Origin of the sequence: Vibrio sp. A1-1 (assembly GCF_021728175.1) — a bacterium.
Lineage (GTDB): Bacteria > Pseudomonadota > Gammaproteobacteria > Enterobacterales > Vibrionaceae > Vibrio > Vibrio diabolicus.
Window position 1 is genome coordinate 139,050 of record NZ_JAKKCL010000006.1, and the last position, 18,530, is coordinate 157,579.

Annotated in this window: 18 protein-coding genes; 10 read left to right on the plus strand and 8 right to left on the minus strand. The window is 45.9% G+C overall.

Annotated elements, in window-relative coordinates:
• Positions 1 to 7: 7 nt before the first annotated feature.
• The 7 genes from L3V30_RS11205 (at position 8) to L3V30_RS11235 (ending at position 6,681) form a co-directional block, all read left to right on the plus strand.
• The gene (locus tag L3V30_RS11205; protein ID WP_237308931.1) at positions 8 to 706 is read left to right on the plus strand and encodes an ABC transporter ATP-binding protein; all 699 of its coding nucleotides are present in this window, start codon (positions 8 to 10) and stop codon (positions 704 to 706) included.
• Complete coding sequence (locus tag L3V30_RS11210) at positions 694 to 1,962, plus strand: ABC transporter permease (RefSeq protein WP_237308932.1); 1,269 nt, start codon at positions 694 to 696, stop codon at positions 1,960 to 1,962. Before L3V30_RS11205 ends, L3V30_RS11210 begins: the two co-directional genes overlap by 13 nt.
• The gene (locus L3V30_RS11215) at positions 1,955 to 2,740 is read left to right on the plus strand and encodes an outer membrane lipoprotein-sorting protein (RefSeq protein WP_237308933.1); all 786 of its coding nucleotides are present in this window, start codon (positions 1,955 to 1,957) and stop codon (positions 2,738 to 2,740) included. The genes L3V30_RS11210 and L3V30_RS11215 overlap by 8 nt, the downstream gene beginning before the upstream one ends.
• Before the next feature lie 45 nt (positions 2,741 to 2,785).
• Positions 2,786 to 4,132 (plus strand): hypothetical protein, encoded by a 1,347-nt coding sequence (locus tag L3V30_RS11220; protein ID WP_237308934.1) that lies wholly within the window; start codon positions 2,786 to 2,788, stop codon positions 4,130 to 4,132.
• A complete protein-coding gene (locus tag L3V30_RS11225) occupies positions 4,133 to 5,155 on the plus strand; it encodes a sensor histidine kinase (protein ID WP_237308935.1) in 1,023 nt (340 codons plus the stop codon).
• A gap of 15 nt (positions 5,156 to 5,170) precedes the next feature.
• On the plus strand, positions 5,171 to 5,962 hold the full coding sequence (locus tag L3V30_RS11230) for a LytTR family DNA-binding domain-containing protein (RefSeq protein WP_237308936.1): 792 nt from the start codon (positions 5,171 to 5,173) through the stop codon (positions 5,960 to 5,962).
• Positions 5,963 to 6,030: 68 nt separating this feature from the next.
• Positions 6,031 to 6,681, plus strand: a complete 651-nt coding sequence (locus L3V30_RS11235; protein WP_237308937.1) for a DUF2268 domain-containing putative Zn-dependent protease — start codon at positions 6,031 to 6,033, stop codon at positions 6,679 to 6,681.
• 116 nt (positions 6,682 to 6,797) lie between these two features.
• Here the strand turns inward: L3V30_RS11235 and L3V30_RS11240 are convergent, their stop codons facing one another.
• The 4 genes from L3V30_RS11240 to L3V30_RS11255 all read right to left on the minus strand — a co-directional run bounded on the left by L3V30_RS11240 (position 6,798) and on the right by L3V30_RS11255 (position 10,465).
• Positions 6,798 to 7,292, minus strand: a complete 495-nt coding sequence (locus L3V30_RS11240; protein ID WP_237308938.1) for a peptidylprolyl isomerase — start codon at positions 7,290 to 7,292, stop codon at positions 6,798 to 6,800.
• Positions 7,293 to 7,414: 122 nt separating this feature from the next.
• Positions 7,415 to 9,076, minus strand: a complete 1,662-nt coding sequence (locus L3V30_RS11245) for a methyl-accepting chemotaxis protein (RefSeq protein WP_005392065.1) — start codon at positions 9,074 to 9,076, stop codon at positions 7,415 to 7,417.
• Between the two features lie 180 nt (positions 9,077 to 9,256).
• On the minus strand, positions 9,257 to 9,643 hold the full coding sequence (locus tag L3V30_RS11250; protein WP_047009728.1) for a DUF393 domain-containing protein: 387 nt from the start codon (positions 9,641 to 9,643) through the stop codon (positions 9,257 to 9,259).
• Positions 9,644 to 9,670: 27 nt separating this feature from the next.
• Complete coding sequence (locus L3V30_RS11255) at positions 9,671 to 10,465, minus strand: DUF4344 domain-containing metallopeptidase (RefSeq protein WP_237308939.1); 795 nt, start codon at positions 10,463 to 10,465, stop codon at positions 9,671 to 9,673.
• Between the two features lie 865 nt (positions 10,466 to 11,330).
• Between L3V30_RS11255 and gltS (L3V30_RS11260) the strand changes: the two genes are divergently transcribed.
• On the plus strand, positions 11,331 to 12,566 hold the full coding sequence (gene gltS / locus L3V30_RS11260; RefSeq protein WP_006740921.1) for a sodium/glutamate symporter: 1,236 nt from the start codon (positions 11,331 to 11,333) through the stop codon (positions 12,564 to 12,566).
• Positions 12,567 to 12,667: 101 nt separating this feature from the next.
• Here the strand turns inward: gltS (L3V30_RS11260) and L3V30_RS11265 are convergent, their stop codons facing one another.
• The 3 genes from L3V30_RS11265 to L3V30_RS11275 are packed head-to-tail and all read right to left on the minus strand — an operon-like array spanning position 12,668 to position 14,723.
• A complete protein-coding gene (locus L3V30_RS11265; protein ID WP_145472476.1) occupies positions 12,668 to 13,498 on the minus strand; it encodes a hypothetical protein in 831 nt (276 codons plus the stop codon).
• The gene (locus L3V30_RS11270; protein ID WP_237308940.1) at positions 13,498 to 14,355 is read right to left on the minus strand and encodes an ABC transporter ATP-binding protein; all 858 of its coding nucleotides are present in this window, start codon (positions 14,353 to 14,355) and stop codon (positions 13,498 to 13,500) included. Before L3V30_RS11270 ends, L3V30_RS11265 begins: the two co-directional genes overlap by 1 nt.
• Positions 14,352 to 14,723: a GntR family transcriptional regulator gene (locus L3V30_RS11275; protein ID WP_085344466.1), complete on the minus strand. Its 372-nt coding sequence runs from the start codon at positions 14,721 to 14,723 to the stop codon at positions 14,352 to 14,354. The genes L3V30_RS11270 and L3V30_RS11275 overlap by 4 nt, the downstream gene beginning before the upstream one ends.
• Positions 14,724 to 15,138: 415 nt before the next feature.
• Between L3V30_RS11275 and gltS (L3V30_RS11280) the strand changes: the two genes are divergently transcribed.
• Both gltS (L3V30_RS11280) and L3V30_RS11285 read left to right on the plus strand, forming a co-directional pair.
• Positions 15,139 to 16,365: a sodium/glutamate symporter gene (gene gltS / locus L3V30_RS11280; RefSeq protein ID WP_237308941.1), complete on the plus strand. Its 1,227-nt coding sequence runs from the start codon at positions 15,139 to 15,141 to the stop codon at positions 16,363 to 16,365.
• A gap of 157 nt (positions 16,366 to 16,522) precedes the next feature.
• The gene (locus tag L3V30_RS11285) at positions 16,523 to 17,389 is read left to right on the plus strand and encodes a glycerol kinase (protein WP_139059720.1); all 867 of its coding nucleotides are present in this window, start codon (positions 16,523 to 16,525) and stop codon (positions 17,387 to 17,389) included.
• A gap of 91 nt (positions 17,390 to 17,480) precedes the next feature.
• Here L3V30_RS11285 and nagB read toward each other — a convergent pair whose 3' ends face one another.
• Positions 17,481 to 18,281: a glucosamine-6-phosphate deaminase gene (nagB, locus tag L3V30_RS11290; protein WP_006740926.1), complete on the minus strand. Its 801-nt coding sequence runs from the start codon at positions 18,279 to 18,281 to the stop codon at positions 17,481 to 17,483.
• Positions 18,282 to 18,530 lie beyond the last annotated feature (249 nt).

The window sequence follows — 18,530 nt, forward strand, 5'->3', positions numbered from 1 at the left end:
AGGCGTCATGATCGTTTTTAATCAACTTAGTCGCGATTACGCTCTTGGCAGCCAAACGGTGCGTGCATTGCGAGACGTGTCTGATGAAGTGTTTGCCGGCGAAATGGTGGCATTATGCGGACCGTCTGGCTCAGGCAAAAGCACCTTACTTAACGTGCTTGGCATGCTGGATACTCAATACCAAGGTCAGGTGACATTTGCCGGTAGCCCATACCCAACCGGACAAATGCAAGCTGCGAAAATGCGCCGTGAAAAGCTTGGCTTTGTGTTCCAGAAATTCAACCTTGTACCCGTGATGACGGCGTTAGAGAACGTGGCTTATCCGCTGCATCTCAACGGCTTTTCAAAAGCAGAACAAACCGAGCTCGCCACACAAATGTTAGAACACGTTGGCTTGGGCGAGTTTATTCATCACATGCCCGACAACTTATCGGGCGGTCAGCAACAACGCGTGGCAATTGCGCGCGCCTTAGTACACAAACCAGCGTTGGTGATTGCTGATGAGCCAACCGCAAGCCTTGATAGCCAAACTGCCAACAAGGTCATCGACATTATGAAAGGGCTCGGACACGAGCTTGGCACCACTTTTATCGTCGCCACACACGACCCTCGTATGGCATCTCGCTGCGATCGAACCATTGAGTTAGTGGATGGCAAAATTACCCAAACGCACGCAAGTGTAGAGGAGATTTCATGGGCAAGCTAATTCCTGTTTCGGTTCGCCTTGCTTGGTTGAACCTGCAACGCAATCGCCGTCGCAGTTTGTTGTCGATGCTGATCATCGCCATTGCCGTGTTTGCCTTAACCAGTGCGGGTGGTTTTGGTCTGTACACCTACGACAGTTTGAAAGAATCGACAGCGCGTGACACGGGGCATCTGACGTTAACCACGCCGGGTTATTTCGCCAAAGAAGAAGAGATGCCACTGAGTAACGGTTTAACTCATGCAGACGACATTACCAAGCAATTGATTGGGCTGAATGAAGTACGAGGCGTGCAGCCACGAGTTGAGTTCAGCGGTTTGATTTCCAACGGTAACAAATCATCGATCTTTATCGGCATTGGCGTGAACGAGCGCGAATTCGATATGAAAGGACCGTTTTTGGATGTGCGTGAAGGGCAGACGCTATCCAACATTCATGCATCGCGTTATGACCCAGCAGAGCCAGAAGTGATGCTCGGCGTTGATTTGGCGAACAACCTAAGCGTGCACGTTGGCGATTGGATCACCTTGCTGGCGACTACAACCGACGGCGCATTGAACGCGTATGACTTCAAAGTGCGTGGCATCTATTCAACCGACGTACCAGAGCTTGATAAACGCCAGCTTTACGTGCACATCAACAGCGCGCAATCGCTGCTCGGTTCAGACAAAGTCAGTGCGTTATCGGTCTTCCTGTTCGATACCAGTTTAACGAGCCAAGTCGAGCAACAAGTGGCTTCGGTTCTGAGTAAGCAAAAGCAGAACTTTGGTGACCAAGATATTGAGATTACGCCTTGGCAAGAACGTGCATTCTTCTATCTCAAAGTGAAAGATTTGTACGACCGTATCTTCGGCATCATGGGTGCAGTAATGGCGCTGGTGGTCTTTGTTGCGCTGTTCAACACCATGACTATGTCGGTGACTGAGCGTACTCGTGAAATTGGCACCTTGTCGGCTCTTGGTAGCTACCCTCGCGAAATCATTGCTGGGTTCTTGCGCGAAGCAGGGTTACTTGCGGTGATTGGTAGTTTAATCGGCGCTTTGTTTACTGCGTTAGTTACCGTCTTACTGATGGTCGTGGATGTGCAAATGCCGCCACCGCCAGGACGCACAGAAGGTTACCCATTAACGATTTACTTCTCTTGGGAGCTGGTGGCCGTCGCAGGATTCGCAGTATTGATGATTTGTTTGGTTGCGGCGTTTTTCTCGGCGCGCAAAGGGGTGAACAAGCCAATTACGGAGGCACTGATTTATGTTTAATTTCAAATCACTATTACCAATTGCATTGCTGACGGCAAGCGGCGTTGTAAGCATGAATGTCAGTGCGAATGAAACAGCGTTAGATGCACAGCAAGTTGCGCAATTGATTGAAAAAGCCGACAGCTACCGCTTGCAAGATGACTCCTCCAAAGTGGTGTCACTGGTGCGCTTATATCAAGACAAAGAGTTAGATAAAACCCGCCTTTACCACGTGTACACACGTCCAAATCGTGAATCGTTGGTGGTGTTCAAATCAGCAGTCGAAGCTGGGCAAAAGATGCTGATGATGGGCGACAACTACTGGCTGCAAATGCCTAAGAGCCGCCGTCCGATTCGCATTACGCCGATGCAAAAGCTGCTTGGGGAAGCGTCTATCGGCGACATCTCAACCCTGACGTGGAGCCAAGATTATCAAGGTGAATGGAAAGCGACAGAAACCGTTTCGGTGAACGGAGAAAGTGTCGCGGCTTATCATCTTGCTCTAACCGCGAAGACCAAAGGGGCGAGCTATCAGAAGATCGACTTGTGGTTGTCTGAGCAAGATGCGTTTCCTATCAAAGCCGATCTTTACTTGCGCTCTGGCAAACTCGCCAAGCAAGCGCAATACGGACGTGCAACCGACAACGGTGAAGACTACGTCAGTGAGATGACCTTGCTTGATAGCATTCAGCCGAGCAAAAAGACCGTTATCGAGTATCAAGAGATCGTGCCTTGGCAGCTGGATAACAAGTTCTACAACCCAAGCTATTTGCCTAAAGCCAACACGACTCAGCTTTAGTCTGAGCTTCGTAAATAGAACCATGAAAACGAGCAAGGAAGTCACATGAAATCGCGCCAGCCTAACCTTAACAAAAGCACCAGTTTGTTGATTTCTGCCTCATTGTGTGTGGGCGCGGCAGCCCCAGTTTTTGCCAATGACGAACTGAGTTTTGAGTGGGATTGGGCTGTCAGTTATGAAACTGCCAAGCAGCGTGACAGCGCATTTATACAGGCGCAGGGCAGTTCTCGTGATTCACTTAATGCACTGTTGGATGTGCAGGTGAATTATCAGAACTTCAGTGGCTTGTTTGCTCTGTATAGCCAAGGTTTGTACCTCAATCAACAAGGGGAGAGTGACTGGTGGAGTGAAGCAGATAATCAACTGTTGATTCGAGAGCTGGCTTGGCTAGGGGAGTGGCAAGTCGGTGATACCACCCTTGATGTGAGTTTAGGTAAGTTGCGCGTGGATTGGGGCGTGGGTTATGGCTACCGACCTTTGGATCTGTTTAAGCCTTATCGACAAAACCCTGTTGGCTTGGTCGCAGAAGAGGGTGCGGGCGTGTTTTCACTTTCACACTATGATATGGCAGGCGAGTGGACTGTCATTGCGACGGATTCAAGCTGGGGACAACAAGACCAAAGTGCACTTGATCAAGCTGCAGAGCAGCAAGGTGTTGGTCTCCGCCGTTATGCGCTGGTGGGTGACACCGAGTATCAACTTATTGGTTATTACGATGATGTGCGCCGAGGTTTACTTGGCGCCAGTGCCATTGCGGTGTGGGATGAATCCATCGCCATGCACGGTTCCATGCTGTGGCAAAAGCAAAGTGTCGGCTATCAGTTTCAGCAAGATGACCTTTACCAACCCGTTTCAGTTGAGGAGCAGGGCAGCGCATTCCAAGCCTTAGTTGGATTGAACTGGGCAAACCAAGCCGGACATAACGTGATTGCTGAGTATTGGTACGACAGCCGTGCATGGTCGAAAAGCGAATGGCAACAAGCAATAGAGCGTGGCGAATTACTCTCTCGGATCCCTGATCCTAACAACTCTCTGTTGGCTAGCAGTGCTCTACTTGCGACAAGCTACGCCCAAGGGTTTCAGCATGCCAATATCGTTCAGCATAACGTAATGCTGCACTGGAGTTGGGATGTAGAAGCATGGGCTGCATGGAACGGCAAAGCGGATATGGGCTGGCTAAGTGATGTAACCCCTACGTTGGATGTGATGCTGTCGCCACAAGATGGCGGTGTGATTGTCACGCAGTGGCTTAATTACCAATGGATTGATACCGGCGATCAAAGTGTAGAAGTGGAAGTTGCCGCACGCTTTTTAACCGGAGACGACCAATCTGCTTACGCACAAATCAATGATAAGCATATGATTGTATTTAACATCAAAGGGAAATTCTAAATGTATTCAGCTAAGTTAATGGTAGAAAGTGGATGGCTACGCAGTTTGGTTGTCACGACTTTATTCTGTTTGTTTATCTCGGTAATGACATTGTCTGTTTGGGGGGGGCCTTACTATGTACATGTATTGGTGAGCTTTGGTTTTGGTTACTCCGCCTTGTTCTTCTCTTGGTTAGTCGACAAGTTGTTTCCTAGCATCCCTCGTAGACTAGAAATTGCTTTGTCACTGACCGCCTGTTTGTTGTTTGGCGTCATTAATGCGCAGTTTTGGCTCGGTGAATACTTCGGCATTTCGGGCATGCTGCCAGTGTTGCTGATGGGCTTGTTATTCAGCGGCATGTGTTACTTTTATTTCCACTCACGAGAGAAAGAAGCGCTTGCTCAGCGTGAATTAGAGAGTATCAAGCGTGAAAAGGCAGAGCAGGAACGTGCACTGTTGCTAAGTCAGCTTAAGCAGATGCAAAGCCAGATTGAACCGCATTTCCTATTTAATACCTTGGCAAATATCAGCGCGTTGATGTCCCAGGATGTTGATAAGGCCAAGCAGATGTTGGATCAACTTACCGCACTATTACGTGCGACGCTAAAAATCTCACGAGAAGAGCACACCACGATTGAGAATGAAATTGCCTTAATTGAAGCCTACTTGAGTATTCAGAAGATACGTCTGGATGGACGTCTAAGCTACAAAATTGAAGTAGAAGACGGTTTAGGAACAACAGAACTGCCACCGATGATGTTGCAACCTTTGGTGGAGAATGCCATTGTTCACGGTATTGAGCCAAAGCGAGAAGGCGGCGAAGTCAGTTTACTCATCAAGCGCGAACAACAGAACTTGCAGATTGAAGTCAGAGACAATGGTGTTGGCTTAAATCATGTTAGTGGGCACATGGGTTCAGGTGTGGGTTTGAGTAATCTCAAGCAGCGAGTTGAAGCTTTGTTCGCAGGGCAAGGAGAGATTTCTATCAGTGAGTCTGCTCAGGGTGGTGTTTGTGTTCGCTTGACCTGGCCAATGGAATCGTAAGCAAGGAAGAAAGGAATGAATACAGGGTTTACTGCCATTATTGCTGATGATGAACCGCTATTGAGGCGTCATCTTGATAAAAGCCTAGCTGATGTGTGGCCAGAGCTAGAGGTAATAGCCAAAGTCGCGGATGGTGAACAAGCGTTGCAGGCCATTGAGCACAACCAACCTGACATTGCGTTTCTCGATATTCGTATGCCAGTGTTGGATGGCATGACATTAGCGCAAAAACTCAATCAACTCGCCAATCCACCTTTGATTGTGTTTGTCACCGCGTACGATGATTACGCCATCAAAGCCTTTGAACAAAATGCCGCCGATTATTTGCTCAAGCCTATCTCGGATGAGCGCCTCCTGACGACGTGTGAAAGAGTGAAAGTACGCCTTGCTAAGCGAGAGCAAGAAAGCAGTAATGTGCAGATGAGCAGCCTGTTAGAACAGTTGCAGCAATTATCCGCGCCACAAACGCCGCAATATCTTCAGTGGATCAAAGCGACGCAAGGGGAAGACATTCATTTGATCGCCACGTCTGATGTGTTGTATTTCAAAGCGGAAGAAAAATACGTTTCTGTGTATGCCCAACAAGGACAAGGCAAAGTGCAGGAGTATTTGATTCGTACATCGTTGAAAGAGTTGATAGGGCAGCTTAACCCAGAACAGTTCTGGCAAGTGCACCGTTCAAGCGTGGTGCAAGTGTGTAAAATTAGCAAAGTAAACAAAGATTTTGCTGGCAGAATGTTTGTTCACGTTGGAGAAACTAAGCTCCCTGTGAGCCGTGCATCTCAAAGTTTGTTCAAAGGGATGTAATTGCTAGAACTGCTCACTCTTTACACTGTAAACTCGCTACTCTTAACCTAAATTATCAAGGAAGATAAATGAGTTATCGCGTCACCCTGTTAAATGCGACGGGAGAGTTGTCTCCAATCGCTGAGTATTTGCATCAGAAACTTGATGACCTGAGCTCACAGCTTTCTAGTTACTTTGATTTAAGTAACAACGATTTAAGTAACGTCGACCTGACCATTAGCCCGTTTGATCGCAATGACGTACCGCAGACGGGGATTGGTGGCTATTGCTTAAGCGCCCATCGTGTAGAGATTCTTCTTGATACTCAACGTGCAGATATTAAAAACGTGATTGATAAAGAACTAGCTGCGGTGCTAGCGCATGAGTTGCATCACCTGTTCCGTATGCGAGCGGGAGAGAATGGCGTTGCGCTTGGTGATGTGCTGATTATGGAAGGGTTAGCTTGTCATTTCGAACGCAAGGTAAATGGTGGCGTCACTCCGAGCTTGTTTGAGAATATCAAAGATCAAGATTGGCGTCCTTTCTATGCTGAGATGAAAGACAAGTTGACCAGCTTAGATTACAACTTCGACGCTTACTTTCTTGGCAGTGATGAAAGTCGCTGGCCGAAATACATGGGGTATTGGGTTGGGTACAACCTTGTCGCTGAATATCTGGTGGACTTTCAAGGCTCTGAGCTTGATTTAGTCGGAGCAAAAGCCGAGCTTTTCTATCAATAACTCCGGCACAAGCCAAACTCATAGGCTGAGTCATAAAACAAAAAGCGCCTAAGTCATCAGACATTAGGCGCTTTCTTCGTTTTATAGCGACGATTTCTCCGAAGAGGCAAATGGGCTTATTCGCTGGTTGTCACTTTCTCAATAATGATTGGATCGCATGGTACATCATCGTGACCAAGCTTAGAGGTCGTTTTCACTTTCGCGATGCGATTTACGACATCCATACCCGCAGTCACTTTGCCAAACACCGCGTAGCCCCAGCCCAAGTTGGTGGTTGCGGTGTGGTCTAGGAAATCGTTGTCTTCCAAGTTAATGAAGAACTGTGCCGTTGCAGAGTGCGGTGCATCGGTACGCGCCATTGCGATAGTGCCAACAAGGTTCTTTAGACCACGGTTTGCTTCGTTCGCAATCGGGGCGCGCGTTGGCTTTTCTGCCATGTCTTCGGTGTGACCGCCACCTTGGATCATAAAACCATCGATAACGCGGTGGAAAATGGTGCCGTTGTAGAAGCCATCTTCACAGTATTTTTTGAAGTTCTTTGAGCTAACTGGCGCTCGTTCTAGATTCAATTCAATTTCGATGTCACCGAAATTGGTGGTCATGATAATCATCTGGTTTTGCCCTTATGGGTGCTTAGTTGGCGGCATTATAGCTAAGTCGCTTGAGGATAGCAGAAATAAAAACAGCGACGTTAAGGCGTCGCTGTTTCTACTATTAAGTATGGTTAAGGAAGTTAAACCGTGAAGCGTCCCACCAAGTCGTAAAGCTCGTTGGCTTTGTGATTGAGGTTTTGGCTGCCCGAGCGATTTTGATTGGCAAGGTGCGCCGATTGACTACTTTGCTGAGAAATGACTTCGATGCGTTGTGAAATCTCTTGTCCAACTTGGCTTTGCTCTTCGGTCGCGGTAGCGATCAGCGTGTTCATGTCCATGATATTCGCAATCGCTGCTTGAATATCTTGCAGCGCAACCGATGCAGCACGTGCTTCTTCTACTGTCGCTTCGCCACGTGCTTGGCTAGATTCCATCGCTTTTACTGCGGCATCCGATCCTGCTTTAAGTTGATCGATCATCTTGTGAATGTCACCTGTGCTGTCCTGAGTGCGGCTTGCAAGTTTACGTACTTCATCCGCGACAACTGCGAATCCGCGTCCTTGGTCGCCCGCTCGTGCCGCTTCAATGGCGGCATTTAGCGCAAGCAAGTTGGTTTGTTCAGCAATATCTTGGATGACTTCAAGTGAGGATGAGATGTTCTGCACGTCACTCTCTAGACGTGAAATTACAGTGCTTGCTTCAGAGACCTCATTCGCTAGCGCTTCAACGGAATTAGCGGCGGAGTCTACGATGTGTTTCGCTTGTTGTGCGTTGTCATCGGCGTTTTTAGCGGAATCGGCGGCTTGGTTTGCATTGCCAGAGATCTCGTGAGCGGTGGCCGTCATTTCTGTCATTGCAGTCGCGACTTGTTCCGTTTCCTCACGTTGACCAGAAGCCAATTCATCCACTTGTGAGGCGCGTTGAGACATGTTGTTAGTTTCTGATACTACCTCTTGTCCGACATGGCTGACGCTCTTAATAATTCCTTGCAAGCTCTCAACGAAGATATTGAAGTTATGCGCGAGCTGCTTAAATTCTGGCACGCTAGATTCTTCCATACGTGCGGTTAAGTCGGCGTCACCTTGCGCGAAAGATTGGATTGAGCTGTCAAACTGTTCGATAGGGCGCATAATGCTACGGTTGACGAGTACGGCAAAAATGGCCACGACAACGGCAATAGAGACACAAAACATAGCAATAGCGGCTAAGGTATTGTTTAGCTCATCGTTTGCTGTGTTTTCCATCTCTGTAATGATCGCATCGATGTCATCAGTATAAAAACCTGTGCCAATCATAATATCCCACTTGGGAATGAACATGGAGTAGCTGAGTTTAGGTAATGCTTCGGTTTGCCCTAACTTAGGGAAGTAGTAGGTTGTGAAGTCACCCGTTTTGGCGTTTTTCAACAGGTCTTGGATCAGGTAGTTGCCTTTTTTGTCTTGCAGGTTATAGAAGTTTTCTCCAACCCCTTTATTGTTTTTTCCGACAACAACACGCACGCCTTTTGAGTCGTACGCAAAAATATAACCTGATTGGCCGAACTCTAGCTCTTTGAGCACTGGAATGGCTTCTTGCAATGAGGCATTACGATCCAATAACGGTTTGAGTGCGGAATGAGCCATCTGCACATAGTTTTTCAGTTCCGCTTTCTTCATCGCCATCATCGTCGTGTGCGTATGATTGATTTGTTGTTGGTTGTAGGTACTGGTTTGGAGGTAGGTAAACCACATCATACCCAAAGCAATCGTTAACACGGGAATGATGGAAAGAATATAAAGTCGCTTTCTTATCGTTAGATTCATAGGTACTTCCTTACGTCTCGGCGCAGTGTTACAAACTGGTAAACTTCAATAGCTTTACCAAATAAAAGAGTTAATAATTATTTTTGTTCTGATTGCAGATTAACCGAGTTGGCGGGTGAGAAGTACAGGAAGTTGGTGATCGTGGACGAGAGAGGCTCACATTTTTAAGCAGGATCACAATTAGCGAGAGCATTGGCCCGAGTTGCAGCGGGAGTTACCAGTAAGCCAGTATGAGACACGATACCTATTGTTGGCAAAGCGCAGGTAAAGCCAGTCTGCAATTGGCTTGAGTAATGGCCAACGTAGTGGTGCATATAGCCAACCTCGTCCGACCAACTGCCATGCTCGGTGAGTCACATCAAGACCAAGTATCAGTTCATTGTTGTCATTCAGCGCATGCAAAATCGTGTTGGCTTTTTGCGCGTCTATCTGTGGGTAATCAGAAAAGTCATCGCTGTAGATATCGACGATTTTTATCGCTTGTTTTACATCTCGTCGCTTAAGTGCGTGCATTTCTTTGGCGCACAGTGGGCAAGTTCCGTCATAAAATATGGTGAGTTTTGTCATTGCGATCGTCTTATTATTTGATTTGTCTTACTGAGTTCTACGTGGCGATTTTTCTTTTGGTTCATTATGTTGCAGGTAGTGGTTCCAATTCGCGCGTATGTTCTCGTAGTTGTATTGGCAAAAGTCTTTGCGATCTCGTAGGTAGTCTTTTTCAACTTCATCGAGAAGCGACTTGTACTGTTCCGGATCACTGCCGTACACCAAACATAAGGTAGAGAAGTAGCGTTGCAAATCAAAACTGTGCTCATCAATGTACTCACCGAAGTCGTAGTAGTCCGGTCTGTCATCGGACTCAAATGCGAACATGTCGGCGGCGCTAATGGCCATCTCTGCGCCATCTTCTAGGAAGTCAATCATTAAGATCGTGGCAAAATTATCGACGGCATCTTCTTCTTTTCCGAGAACAGGGATGTTTTGATCTTCGATGTAAGCATGCCCTGCTTCATGCAGCAAGGTGTGTAATAACGTATCTAACGCCCCTGTTTTTGGGGATTTTCCAAGGCGTTCTTCATACTGGTTATTGGAGAAGTAATTGAGTGATTCCAAATAAAAAGTGTAAGGAATGTGTATCGTGTGCGTGTCGGGATCGTACATTGGGCCATCTTCTCCGCCGTAAATCAGTGTGAGTGGTTTGCGAAATGGAAAGTGGATCTGAGATAGCTCAACAAAAATTGGGTTTACATCGCTGTTTTGGATAGATTGCTGGGCGATGTTTTCATGGGTTGTTTCCACGGGAGAATATTCAATACGGATATTTTCCGCTGCAGTGGCAGATGAGATGGCACAGAGTAATAGCACAGGGAAAAGCGAATGAATTTTCATGTAGGGCTCTTGTTATTTGAATAACTTACATAAAAATTATACATGTTTTTGTGTGATGCATAATTGGGATTGTTTTTATCACCCAGAATCGGGTAGTTAGCCTCGAAAGACCACCATGACAACACCGTACATTTTGGTTGCTAGGCCCTCCAGAAAGCCTATCAAAACACGTTTTATTCAGGAGATGATAGATAAGTGATTGGCTTTTAAGGTTTATTTTTTGGTGAGGCTAAGTTGAATTCGCTTCGCTCTTTTGTCTGTAAAAATGCTATTCAGCAGTTAATCATTATGGAGCTAAACCATGGGATTGGTGAATGTCACTGAATTGAAGAAAATTATCAGCAATATGTTATAATCCGGCTCCGTTGTGACGAAAACGTTTGTTGCAGCTTGAGAGTTTCCTTGGATTCGGCTCGTTTATACACCATGAGCCAGAGTTAAAAAACTACGACAGGAACAAGCAAACCCAATTGTTTTGAACGCGATCTCGGCGTTTAGAGGTTACAACGGGAAGGAACTTTGTTTGATAGTAATTGACACATTCTGTTTAAGTAAGGGAGCCCAATGTGGTTCAGAAAGTGTCACCCAGAATTTACTCACAACACTATACCCCAAGCAGTAACGCACAGGTATTGCGAGGGGGCATTTGAAGGAGCTATATCGGCTCCTTTCACATTTAAGGGCTTGCTAACAGCGGAAAACTGACACATCGCTAAAGGAGCGTCCCTTAAACTAGCCTAAGGCGCATCTACACCAACTTTTGAGTATTTTCGAAACAGTAAAGCGAGAACATTTGCTATTGAATGAAGGTTAAATTAACACTCGATCATTACGGAGGATGAAGAGAACAATAATAAGAGGCGATATGAATCATTTAATATCTGTAGGTGCACTGGAGTCCTTCTTGGTCGCAATCAGTGTGCTTTTCCTGGGGCATTTTATTAATGCTAAGCTACCGATTTTAAAGAAGTTCAACATACCTGAGCCGATTGTAGGTGGCCTTATTGTGGCCTGCATGATTACTGCTCTTCATTTCAACGGCATCGACTTGGAGTTCGATTTGCCGTTACAAAATACGTTTATGTTAATGTTTTTTGCGACGGTTGGTTTGGCCGCAAATTACACTCAGTTGATGAAAGGAGGTGCGAAGGTTTTTATCTTCTTAGCTGTCGCATCGTTTTACATCATCATACAAAACGGCGTTGGCGTTTCACTCGCGGCGGCGCTCGGTTTAGATCCTTTGATGGGGTTAATTGCTGGCTCGATTACTCTGTCTGGTGGCCATGGTACAGGTGCTGCGTGGTCACAAACCTTCCAAGACGTGTATGGATTGGATAACGTTTTGGAAATAGCGATGGCATCAGCCACTTTTGGTTTGATCATCGGCGGTATCATTGGTAGCCCAGTGGCACAGCGCCTCGTAGAAAAAAACAGCATTGAATCGGAGTATGGTCGTGGTGGTCGAGATGCCAAAACTCACGAAAAATTCCCTGAGTTGGTGACCTACAACGAATACGAAGAAGATAAAGTAACGGCGAAAAAAGTGGTGGAGAAACTCTTCTTCCTACTGATCTGTGTTACGGGGGCCAAGTATGTTGAGCAATGGGTTAGCACGTATGAAATCTCATGGTTGATGATTCCAGACTTTGTATATGCGCTGTTCATTGGTGTGATCATCACGAACTTCTTAGAGGTGACCAAGCTTCGTAAGTTAGATGCAGAAACCGTCGATATGCTCGGTACTGTTTCTTTGTCATTGTTCTTGGCGATGGCATTAATGAGTTTGAAGTTATGGAATATCTTTGACTTAGCGATTCCATTTTTGGTCATTTTGGCTGTGCAGTCTGTGGTCTTAGCTATCTTCACTTACTACGTTACGTTCAAAGTGATGGGACGCAACTATGACGCTGCGGTTATTGCGGGTGGTCACTGTGGTTTTGGCTTGGGGGCAACCCCAACAGCCGTGATGAACATGGGCTCTATCGTTAACCGATTTGGCCCGTCGCCGCAGGCATTTATGGTGGTGCCAATTGTGGGCGCTTTCTTTATCGACATCGTTAACTTAATCATTTTACAAGGTTACATTTCATTCCTTGGTTAAATTTAAGTTCATGATCTCCTAAGGTCGAAATAAAAACGGTCACAACACAGGTTGTGACCGTTTTTTTATGGCTCGATTTTGGCCGTTTATCGAACGACGGATTATTGAATGGTTCGGCTGAACTTGAGACTAGCTGTCCAACCAAGAACGCCGATGAAAGCGTAAATGCCAACGTTTAACCAACCCGCTTGAGGAATTGCATTCAATGGGCTTGGTGCAACAATGGCGTGCAGTGGAAGGTAAAGCACTTCGGAGAAGAACTGATCTAGGCCGTAATAGCCAAATAGTGCGATTGGCATCCAGCGCAGCGCATAAATGGCGATAAACAAAATGACCAGTGGTGAATTCACTTTCTGAGAAATAGCCATTGCGGTTAATGCCAGCGGTAACAGTAGAATACCGGCGAACAACATTCTGATTAAAAACTCTCCCCAATGCAGCAGCACGTAACCTAACGAGGCTTGGCGGTACAATAAAGCCAATTGGTGATCGGTAGAGATGTTCAGCAACCACAACATCAAATCTGCTGCGAGCACAAGCGCCGAGCAAACGAGCGGAATCACCAATAAGCCAAACCCTAGCTTCACTAAGTGAGTTTTTATATCGCTGACCGGCATACTACGCCAAAACATAATACTACCCTCTGCGCGCTCTTTGCGCAGTGTTCTCGGGAAGTATTGAACGGCTAACAAGATAGACAGCAGTCCCGCCCCGCCGGTAATCAACATGTTTACATCGTCACCAAGCTCTTTGTGAATGTCACTAACATCACCACCAAAGCTCATTTGAAAAAACATATTGTGTTGTAGAGTGTCGTTACTCATTAAACTGACAAAGAGGATAAGTCCACATGCCAACACAAACAGTGGAATACGTAAAACAAGAGGGTTTTCTAACCACTCTTTTTGCAACATCGCGACAACTGAACGCATTACGCTGCCTCCTTCTGCAATGCTAAAAATAGATCCGCTAACTTCACCCCATGGATGGCCCCCATTGTTTCTGCTTGTTGGGCATACTGGGCAGTGAGTAACCATTTCGTTGAACCGAGGCCTTTTTGTGACGAGAGTGGGTTCATCGCTTCAATTTGTGTGCGGTATTCGTCGCTGGCCTCAAGGATGAAGTAGTCTTCACTGATACTGTCCATCGAGGTTTGCAGAACGGGGCGGCCATGCTTAAGAATCAGCACATCTGTCAGCAAGTGCTCGATCTCTGATACTTCATGACTGGCGATGATCAACACGCGCTCGCCGTCGTGAAACCATTCCAATAAGTGACGATAAAACGTATCACGATACACGAGATCTAACCCGAGTGTCGGTTCATCCAATATGAGGATTTGGGTGTTAGTCGCGATTACAATCGCGAGGTGCAATTGCACCTTCATCCCTTTGGATAAAGATTTGATACGCGCACGAGGTTTGATGTCCGTTTGACGAAGTAGCGTATCTGCTTGGGCGCGATTGAACCCTGGATGCACGCCCTCGGTATAGTTAAGCAGTTGAGCGACAGTCATCCAATCTGGTAGAACATTTACATCCGAGATATAGGATAAGCTCCGCATTATTTTGTCGCGTTGCATAATGGGTTCAAATCCGTTGATACGAACAGTGCCTTGATATTCATGTGCGCCGAGTAGGGCATTAATAAGCGTTGATTTACCTGCGCCATTATGGCCGAGTAAGCCAAGTACTTGTCCTGCATGTAGGTCGAAACTCACTTCATGCAGTACTTCTCCTTGTTGCTGATATTGCTTGGAGACGTTGTTTACACTGACTAATGCGCTCATTGGTCACCTTTCAAGTGTGGTTTTAGTTGTTGAATGAATTCGTCGAGTGACATATCCAGACGCTGTATTGTGCCGGCTATCTGCGGAATTTGTTGTTGAAGAAAACGTGCCTTCTCGTCTGCGAGCAATTTGAGCTTTGCCCCTGAAGCGACAAACATACCTTGACCGCGTTTTTTCTCTACTAACCCCTCATCAACAAGCAATTGATAGCCTTTCATGACGGTGAGGTGGTTAATTTTCATATCCGCAGAGATGCTACGAACTGAGGGTAGAGCATCGCCTTCTTGCCAGATACCTTGCAGTATTTGTTGAGTGATCTGGTCAGCCAACTGTCGAAAAATCGGTTGGCGATCATGCCAATTGGTCATGAGTGAATCTCTTGGCTGAAATGGTGTTATATATAGGTATAACACCTAGTGTGCCGGAGAGAAAGTAATAATTTAAAATTAAGCGTATGTTCCAGCCTTCGCTTTCCCTAAATATCTACCTATGTGATAGCTATTTTGAAGACTTTATTGTGAACATAAATTAGACACTTCTCATAAGTTGAGAAGTGTTATTTTTCTAATCCAATCAAGGTATTTACCACCAGCTTGGTATTGGCATTCTCATATAATGATAATCAGTGGGATTTTGGGTACATCCATTTCTTACTTGATGAGAATTTGTGGCAAATACACCCTAGAAAACAAAAGGTTCGAGAGGCAATCTGATTGACTTAGGCACCTATCTCACGTTGAGCGCTTGCTCAATGAATGAGAAAGAGGAGAGTAAAGAGGTCTCATGAATCAGGTAATATCTATCGGCCCACAAGAGTCGTTTCTCGTCGCAATTTGCGTGTTATTTTTAGGGCAGTTCATTAACACCAAATTACCAACCTTAGAGAAATTCAATATCCCAGAGCCAATTGTTGGTGGTCTAGTTGTGGCTTGCGTGATCACGACGATGCACTTAAATGGTGTGGATGTATCATTTGATTTACCACTGCAAAACACCTTTATGCTGATGTTTTTTGCGACGGTTGGCTTAGCCGCGAATTACACCCAACTGATTAAAGGCGGTGCGAAGGTTTTCATCTTCCTTGTTGTGGCATCGGTCTACATTCTTATCCAAAATGCGGTCGGCGTATCCTTAGCAACCGCATTGGGGTTAGATCCACTCATGGGGTTGATCGCCGGCTCTATTACGCTTTCTGGCGGACATGGAACTGGTGCGGCGTGGTCGCAAACTTTTCAAGAAATGTATGGTTTGCACAATGTCCTAGAAGTGGCGATGGCTTCTGCTACGTTTGGCTTGGTCATGGGCGGGATTATTGGCAGTCCTGTCGCGCAAAAGTTACTCAACAAGCACAACTTAGAATCGGAATACGGACGCACCAACCAAAGTCATCAGAGTTTCCCTGAATTGGTGACCTATAACGAACATGAAGAAGATCGTGTCACGGCGAAAAGAGTTGTAGAAAGCTTATCCATTATTTTGCTTTGCGTGACAGGCGCGAGCTATCTGGAGAGTTGGGTGAGCAGTTTTGGCATCAAGTGGTTGATGATCCCAGATTTTGTTTATGCGCTGTTTATTGGTGTTGTCATCACCAACATCATGGAAGTGACCAAGGTGCGCAAGGTTGATTTAGAAACCGTTGATATTCTTGGTACGGTTTCGCTATCGCTGTTCCTTGCCATGGCTCTGATGAGCTTGAAATTGTGGAATATCTTTGATCTTGCGATCCCATTCCTTATTATTCTTGCTATTCAGTCTGCCGTACTCGCGGTGTTCACTTATTACGTAACATTCCGCATGATGGGCAGTAATTACGATGCCGCGGTGATCGCCAGTGGACATTGTGGTTTCGGTTTAGGTGCCACACCGACTGCGGTCATGAATATGGGCTCTATCGTGAGTCGTTATGGTCCATCACCACAAGCATTTATGGTAGTACCAATTGTCGGTGCATTCTTCATCGACATTGTGAACTTAGTGATTTTGCAAGGCTGCATTGCTTTTATTAAATAGCCCCTGCTTCTTTCAACTTAACATAACAAAGCCAGTCCCTTGAGATTGGCTTTGTTATTTGTAACACGAAATCTTGTTTCTCTGACTTCAAGCCGTGAAATCAATACGTTACTATGATGACATAGTGTTCAGTTTTACAGCAGCATGAGGTACCCACATGTCTGAAAAAATATCGACGTCGGCATTAGCTAAAATGCGCAAGGTTGAAGCCAAGCTGTTGTTTGCCGATCTCAAACGTGCTGGCTACATTGTTCGCCAAGACGAAAAATGGATTCTGACGGAAGAAGGCGCCAAGTTTGGCGGCGAGTATGTGGATCACCCTAAATTTGGCCAGTTCATCGTCTGGCCGACCAATTTACATATTGAGCTGACTTCCAGTTCAGGGAAAACATTAAGCGCCACGCAGCTGGGTGAAAAGCTGAAACTGAATGCGAAGCGCATGAACCAACTGTTGAGTGAGTTGGGGTGGATCGCCAAATCTGAAGAAGGTTGGAGTGTCACTGAAGCTGGTATACGCGCTGGTGGCCAGCAAAGAACCGATAAAGAGACACAAAATACCTTTGTCGTATGGCACGATGTGGTGCTGCGTAATAAGCGTCTTAAGCAGTCTGTCATTGAATTTTTAGGGCAAGATGCGGAGTCACACTCCACGGATAAATCGTACTCAAGCTTTCGCCAAAAGTTTGAAGCCAAACACCGAACATTAGATGGGCATTACGTGCGCTCTAAGGGGGAGTTGCTCATCGACAACTGGCTGTACTTGGCTGGTGTGGTGCACGCTTATGAGCGTCAACTGCCGATTGACCAAGATGTCACCAGTGATTTTTATTTGCCAGGCGGTAAAGTCTATTTACAGTTTTGGGGAAGTGATACTGGGGAGATGGCTGAGGCTGACCGTGAGACCATTCGTACTGTTTATGAGCAGCATCATTTCAACCTTATCGAAGTCGAACCGAGTGAACTAGACAAGTTAGATGAAGTGCTGCCTAAGCGTCTTCGTCAGTTTGGTATTAAAGCTTATTAACGACTTAAGCCCGCTGTTCAGATAAGAAAAAACCCGTGATTGATCACGGGTTTCGTATTTTTAGCGTGCATCTAGGCTGTCATCCTATGGATTAAAAACCTTTGATGTTTTCCGCTTCTAGCTCCGAGAAGTACTTCACTGTCTTCACTTTCAGTTCTTGTTGAGCTGGCTCGTCACATACGATTACTGCTTTAGGGTGAAGTTGAAGTGCAGAAACCGTCCATAGGTGGTTTACACAACCTTCTACTGCTGCTTCAAGTGCTTGAGCTTTGTTATGACCTGTTACCAGAATCATCACTTCTTCTGCGTCTAGCAGTGTACCCACACCGATAGTCAGTGCGTATTTAGGCACTTGGTTGATATCGCCGTCAAAGAAGCGAGAGTTCGCAATGCGAGTGTCTTCAGTCAGTGTCTTGATGCGAGTACGAGAAGACAGAGATGACGCTGGCTCGTTGAACGCGATGTGACCGTCGTTACCCACGCCGCCCATGAACAAGTTGATCTTGCCGTAAGACTTAATTTTGTCTTCGTAACGCTTACATTCTGCGTCGTGATCGTCAGTGTTACCGTTCAGTAGGTTGATGTTTTCTTCTTGGATATCAATGTGATTAAAGAAGTTGTTGTACATGAACGAGCGGTAAGACTCTGGGTGATCCGCAGGGATGCCAATGTACTCATCCATGTTGAAAGTCACGACGTTTTTGAAGCTCACTTCGCCGGCTTGGTAAAGCTCGATTAAGGCTTTGTAGGTTGCTAGAGGAGTGCCACCAGTTGGTAGACCCAGAACGAATGGACGCTCAGCAGTAGGTTTAAAGTCGTTGATACGCTTAGCGATATGCGCAGCTGCCCACTTACCTACTTGTGCTGCTCGAGTTAACGGGATAAGTCTCATTTTGTGCCCCTAGTTATTGGAATTTACGATGTACCGAAACATTAATTCGCATTATAAAATAAGTAATGACGAACTGCTATTGTTTTAGGTCAAAATTTTGCTTTTTCTTTAACCAGTGTTGATTTTATCGACAGTTTTTATATCTAAATTCTTTTATAAGCCGATTTTTTACAAAGAAATTGCATTATGAAACTGACGAATTGATAGATAAAATTTATGATCTAAATTAAGTTCTGTCTTCGCACTTAA

What these genes read in the sequence shown, in the direction of transcription:
- L3V30_RS11275 (WP_085344466.1), bottom strand. Translation starts at nt 14,723, where the DNA reads ATGACCAATTGGCATGATCGCCAACCGATTTTTCGACAGTTGGCTGAC.
- gltS (WP_237308941.1), top strand. Translation starts at nt 15,139, where the DNA reads ATGAATCAGGTAATATCTATCGGCCCACAAGAGTCGTTTCTCGTCGCA.
- L3V30_RS11270 (WP_237308940.1), bottom strand. Translation starts at nt 14,355, where the DNA reads ATGAGCGCATTAGTCAGTGTAAACAACGTCTCCAAGCAATATCAGCAA.
- gltS (WP_006740921.1), top strand. Translation starts at nt 11,331, where the DNA reads ATGAATCATTTAATATCTGTAGGTGCACTGGAGTCCTTCTTGGTCGCA.
- L3V30_RS11245 (WP_005392065.1), bottom strand. Translation starts at nt 9,076, where the DNA reads ATGAATCTAACGATAAGAAAGCGACTTTATATTCTTTCCATCATTCCC.
- L3V30_RS11210 (WP_237308932.1), top strand. Translation starts at nt 694, where the DNA reads ATGGGCAAGCTAATTCCTGTTTCGGTTCGCCTTGCTTGGTTGAACCTG.
- L3V30_RS11235 (WP_237308937.1), top strand. Translation starts at nt 6,031, where the DNA reads ATGAGTTATCGCGTCACCCTGTTAAATGCGACGGGAGAGTTGTCTCCA.
- L3V30_RS11250 (WP_047009728.1), bottom strand. Translation starts at nt 9,643, where the DNA reads ATGACAAAACTCACCATATTTTATGACGGAACTTGCCCACTGTGCGCC.
- nagB (WP_006740926.1), bottom strand. Translation starts at nt 18,281, where the DNA reads ATGAGACTTATCCCGTTAACTCGAGCAGCACAAGTAGGTAAGTGGGCA.
- L3V30_RS11215 (WP_237308933.1), top strand. Translation starts at nt 1,955, where the DNA reads ATGTTTAATTTCAAATCACTATTACCAATTGCATTGCTGACGGCAAGC.
- L3V30_RS11240 (WP_237308938.1), bottom strand. Translation starts at nt 7,292, where the DNA reads ATGATTATCATGACCACCAATTTCGGTGACATCGAAATTGAATTGAAT.
- L3V30_RS11225 (WP_237308935.1), top strand. Translation starts at nt 4,133, where the DNA reads ATGTATTCAGCTAAGTTAATGGTAGAAAGTGGATGGCTACGCAGTTTG.
- L3V30_RS11220 (WP_237308934.1), top strand. Translation starts at nt 2,786, where the DNA reads ATGAAATCGCGCCAGCCTAACCTTAACAAAAGCACCAGTTTGTTGATT.
- L3V30_RS11265 (WP_145472476.1), bottom strand. Translation starts at nt 13,498, where the DNA reads ATGCGTTCAGTTGTCGCGATGTTGCAAAAAGAGTGGTTAGAAAACCCT.
- L3V30_RS11205 (WP_237308931.1), top strand. Translation starts at nt 8, where the DNA reads ATGATCGTTTTTAATCAACTTAGTCGCGATTACGCTCTTGGCAGCCAA.
- L3V30_RS11255 (WP_237308939.1), bottom strand. Translation starts at nt 10,465, where the DNA reads ATGAAAATTCATTCGCTTTTCCCTGTGCTATTACTCTGTGCCATCTCA.
- L3V30_RS11285 (WP_139059720.1), top strand. Translation starts at nt 16,523, where the DNA reads ATGTCTGAAAAAATATCGACGTCGGCATTAGCTAAAATGCGCAAGGTT.
- L3V30_RS11230 (WP_237308936.1), top strand. Translation starts at nt 5,171, where the DNA reads ATGAATACAGGGTTTACTGCCATTATTGCTGATGATGAACCGCTATTG.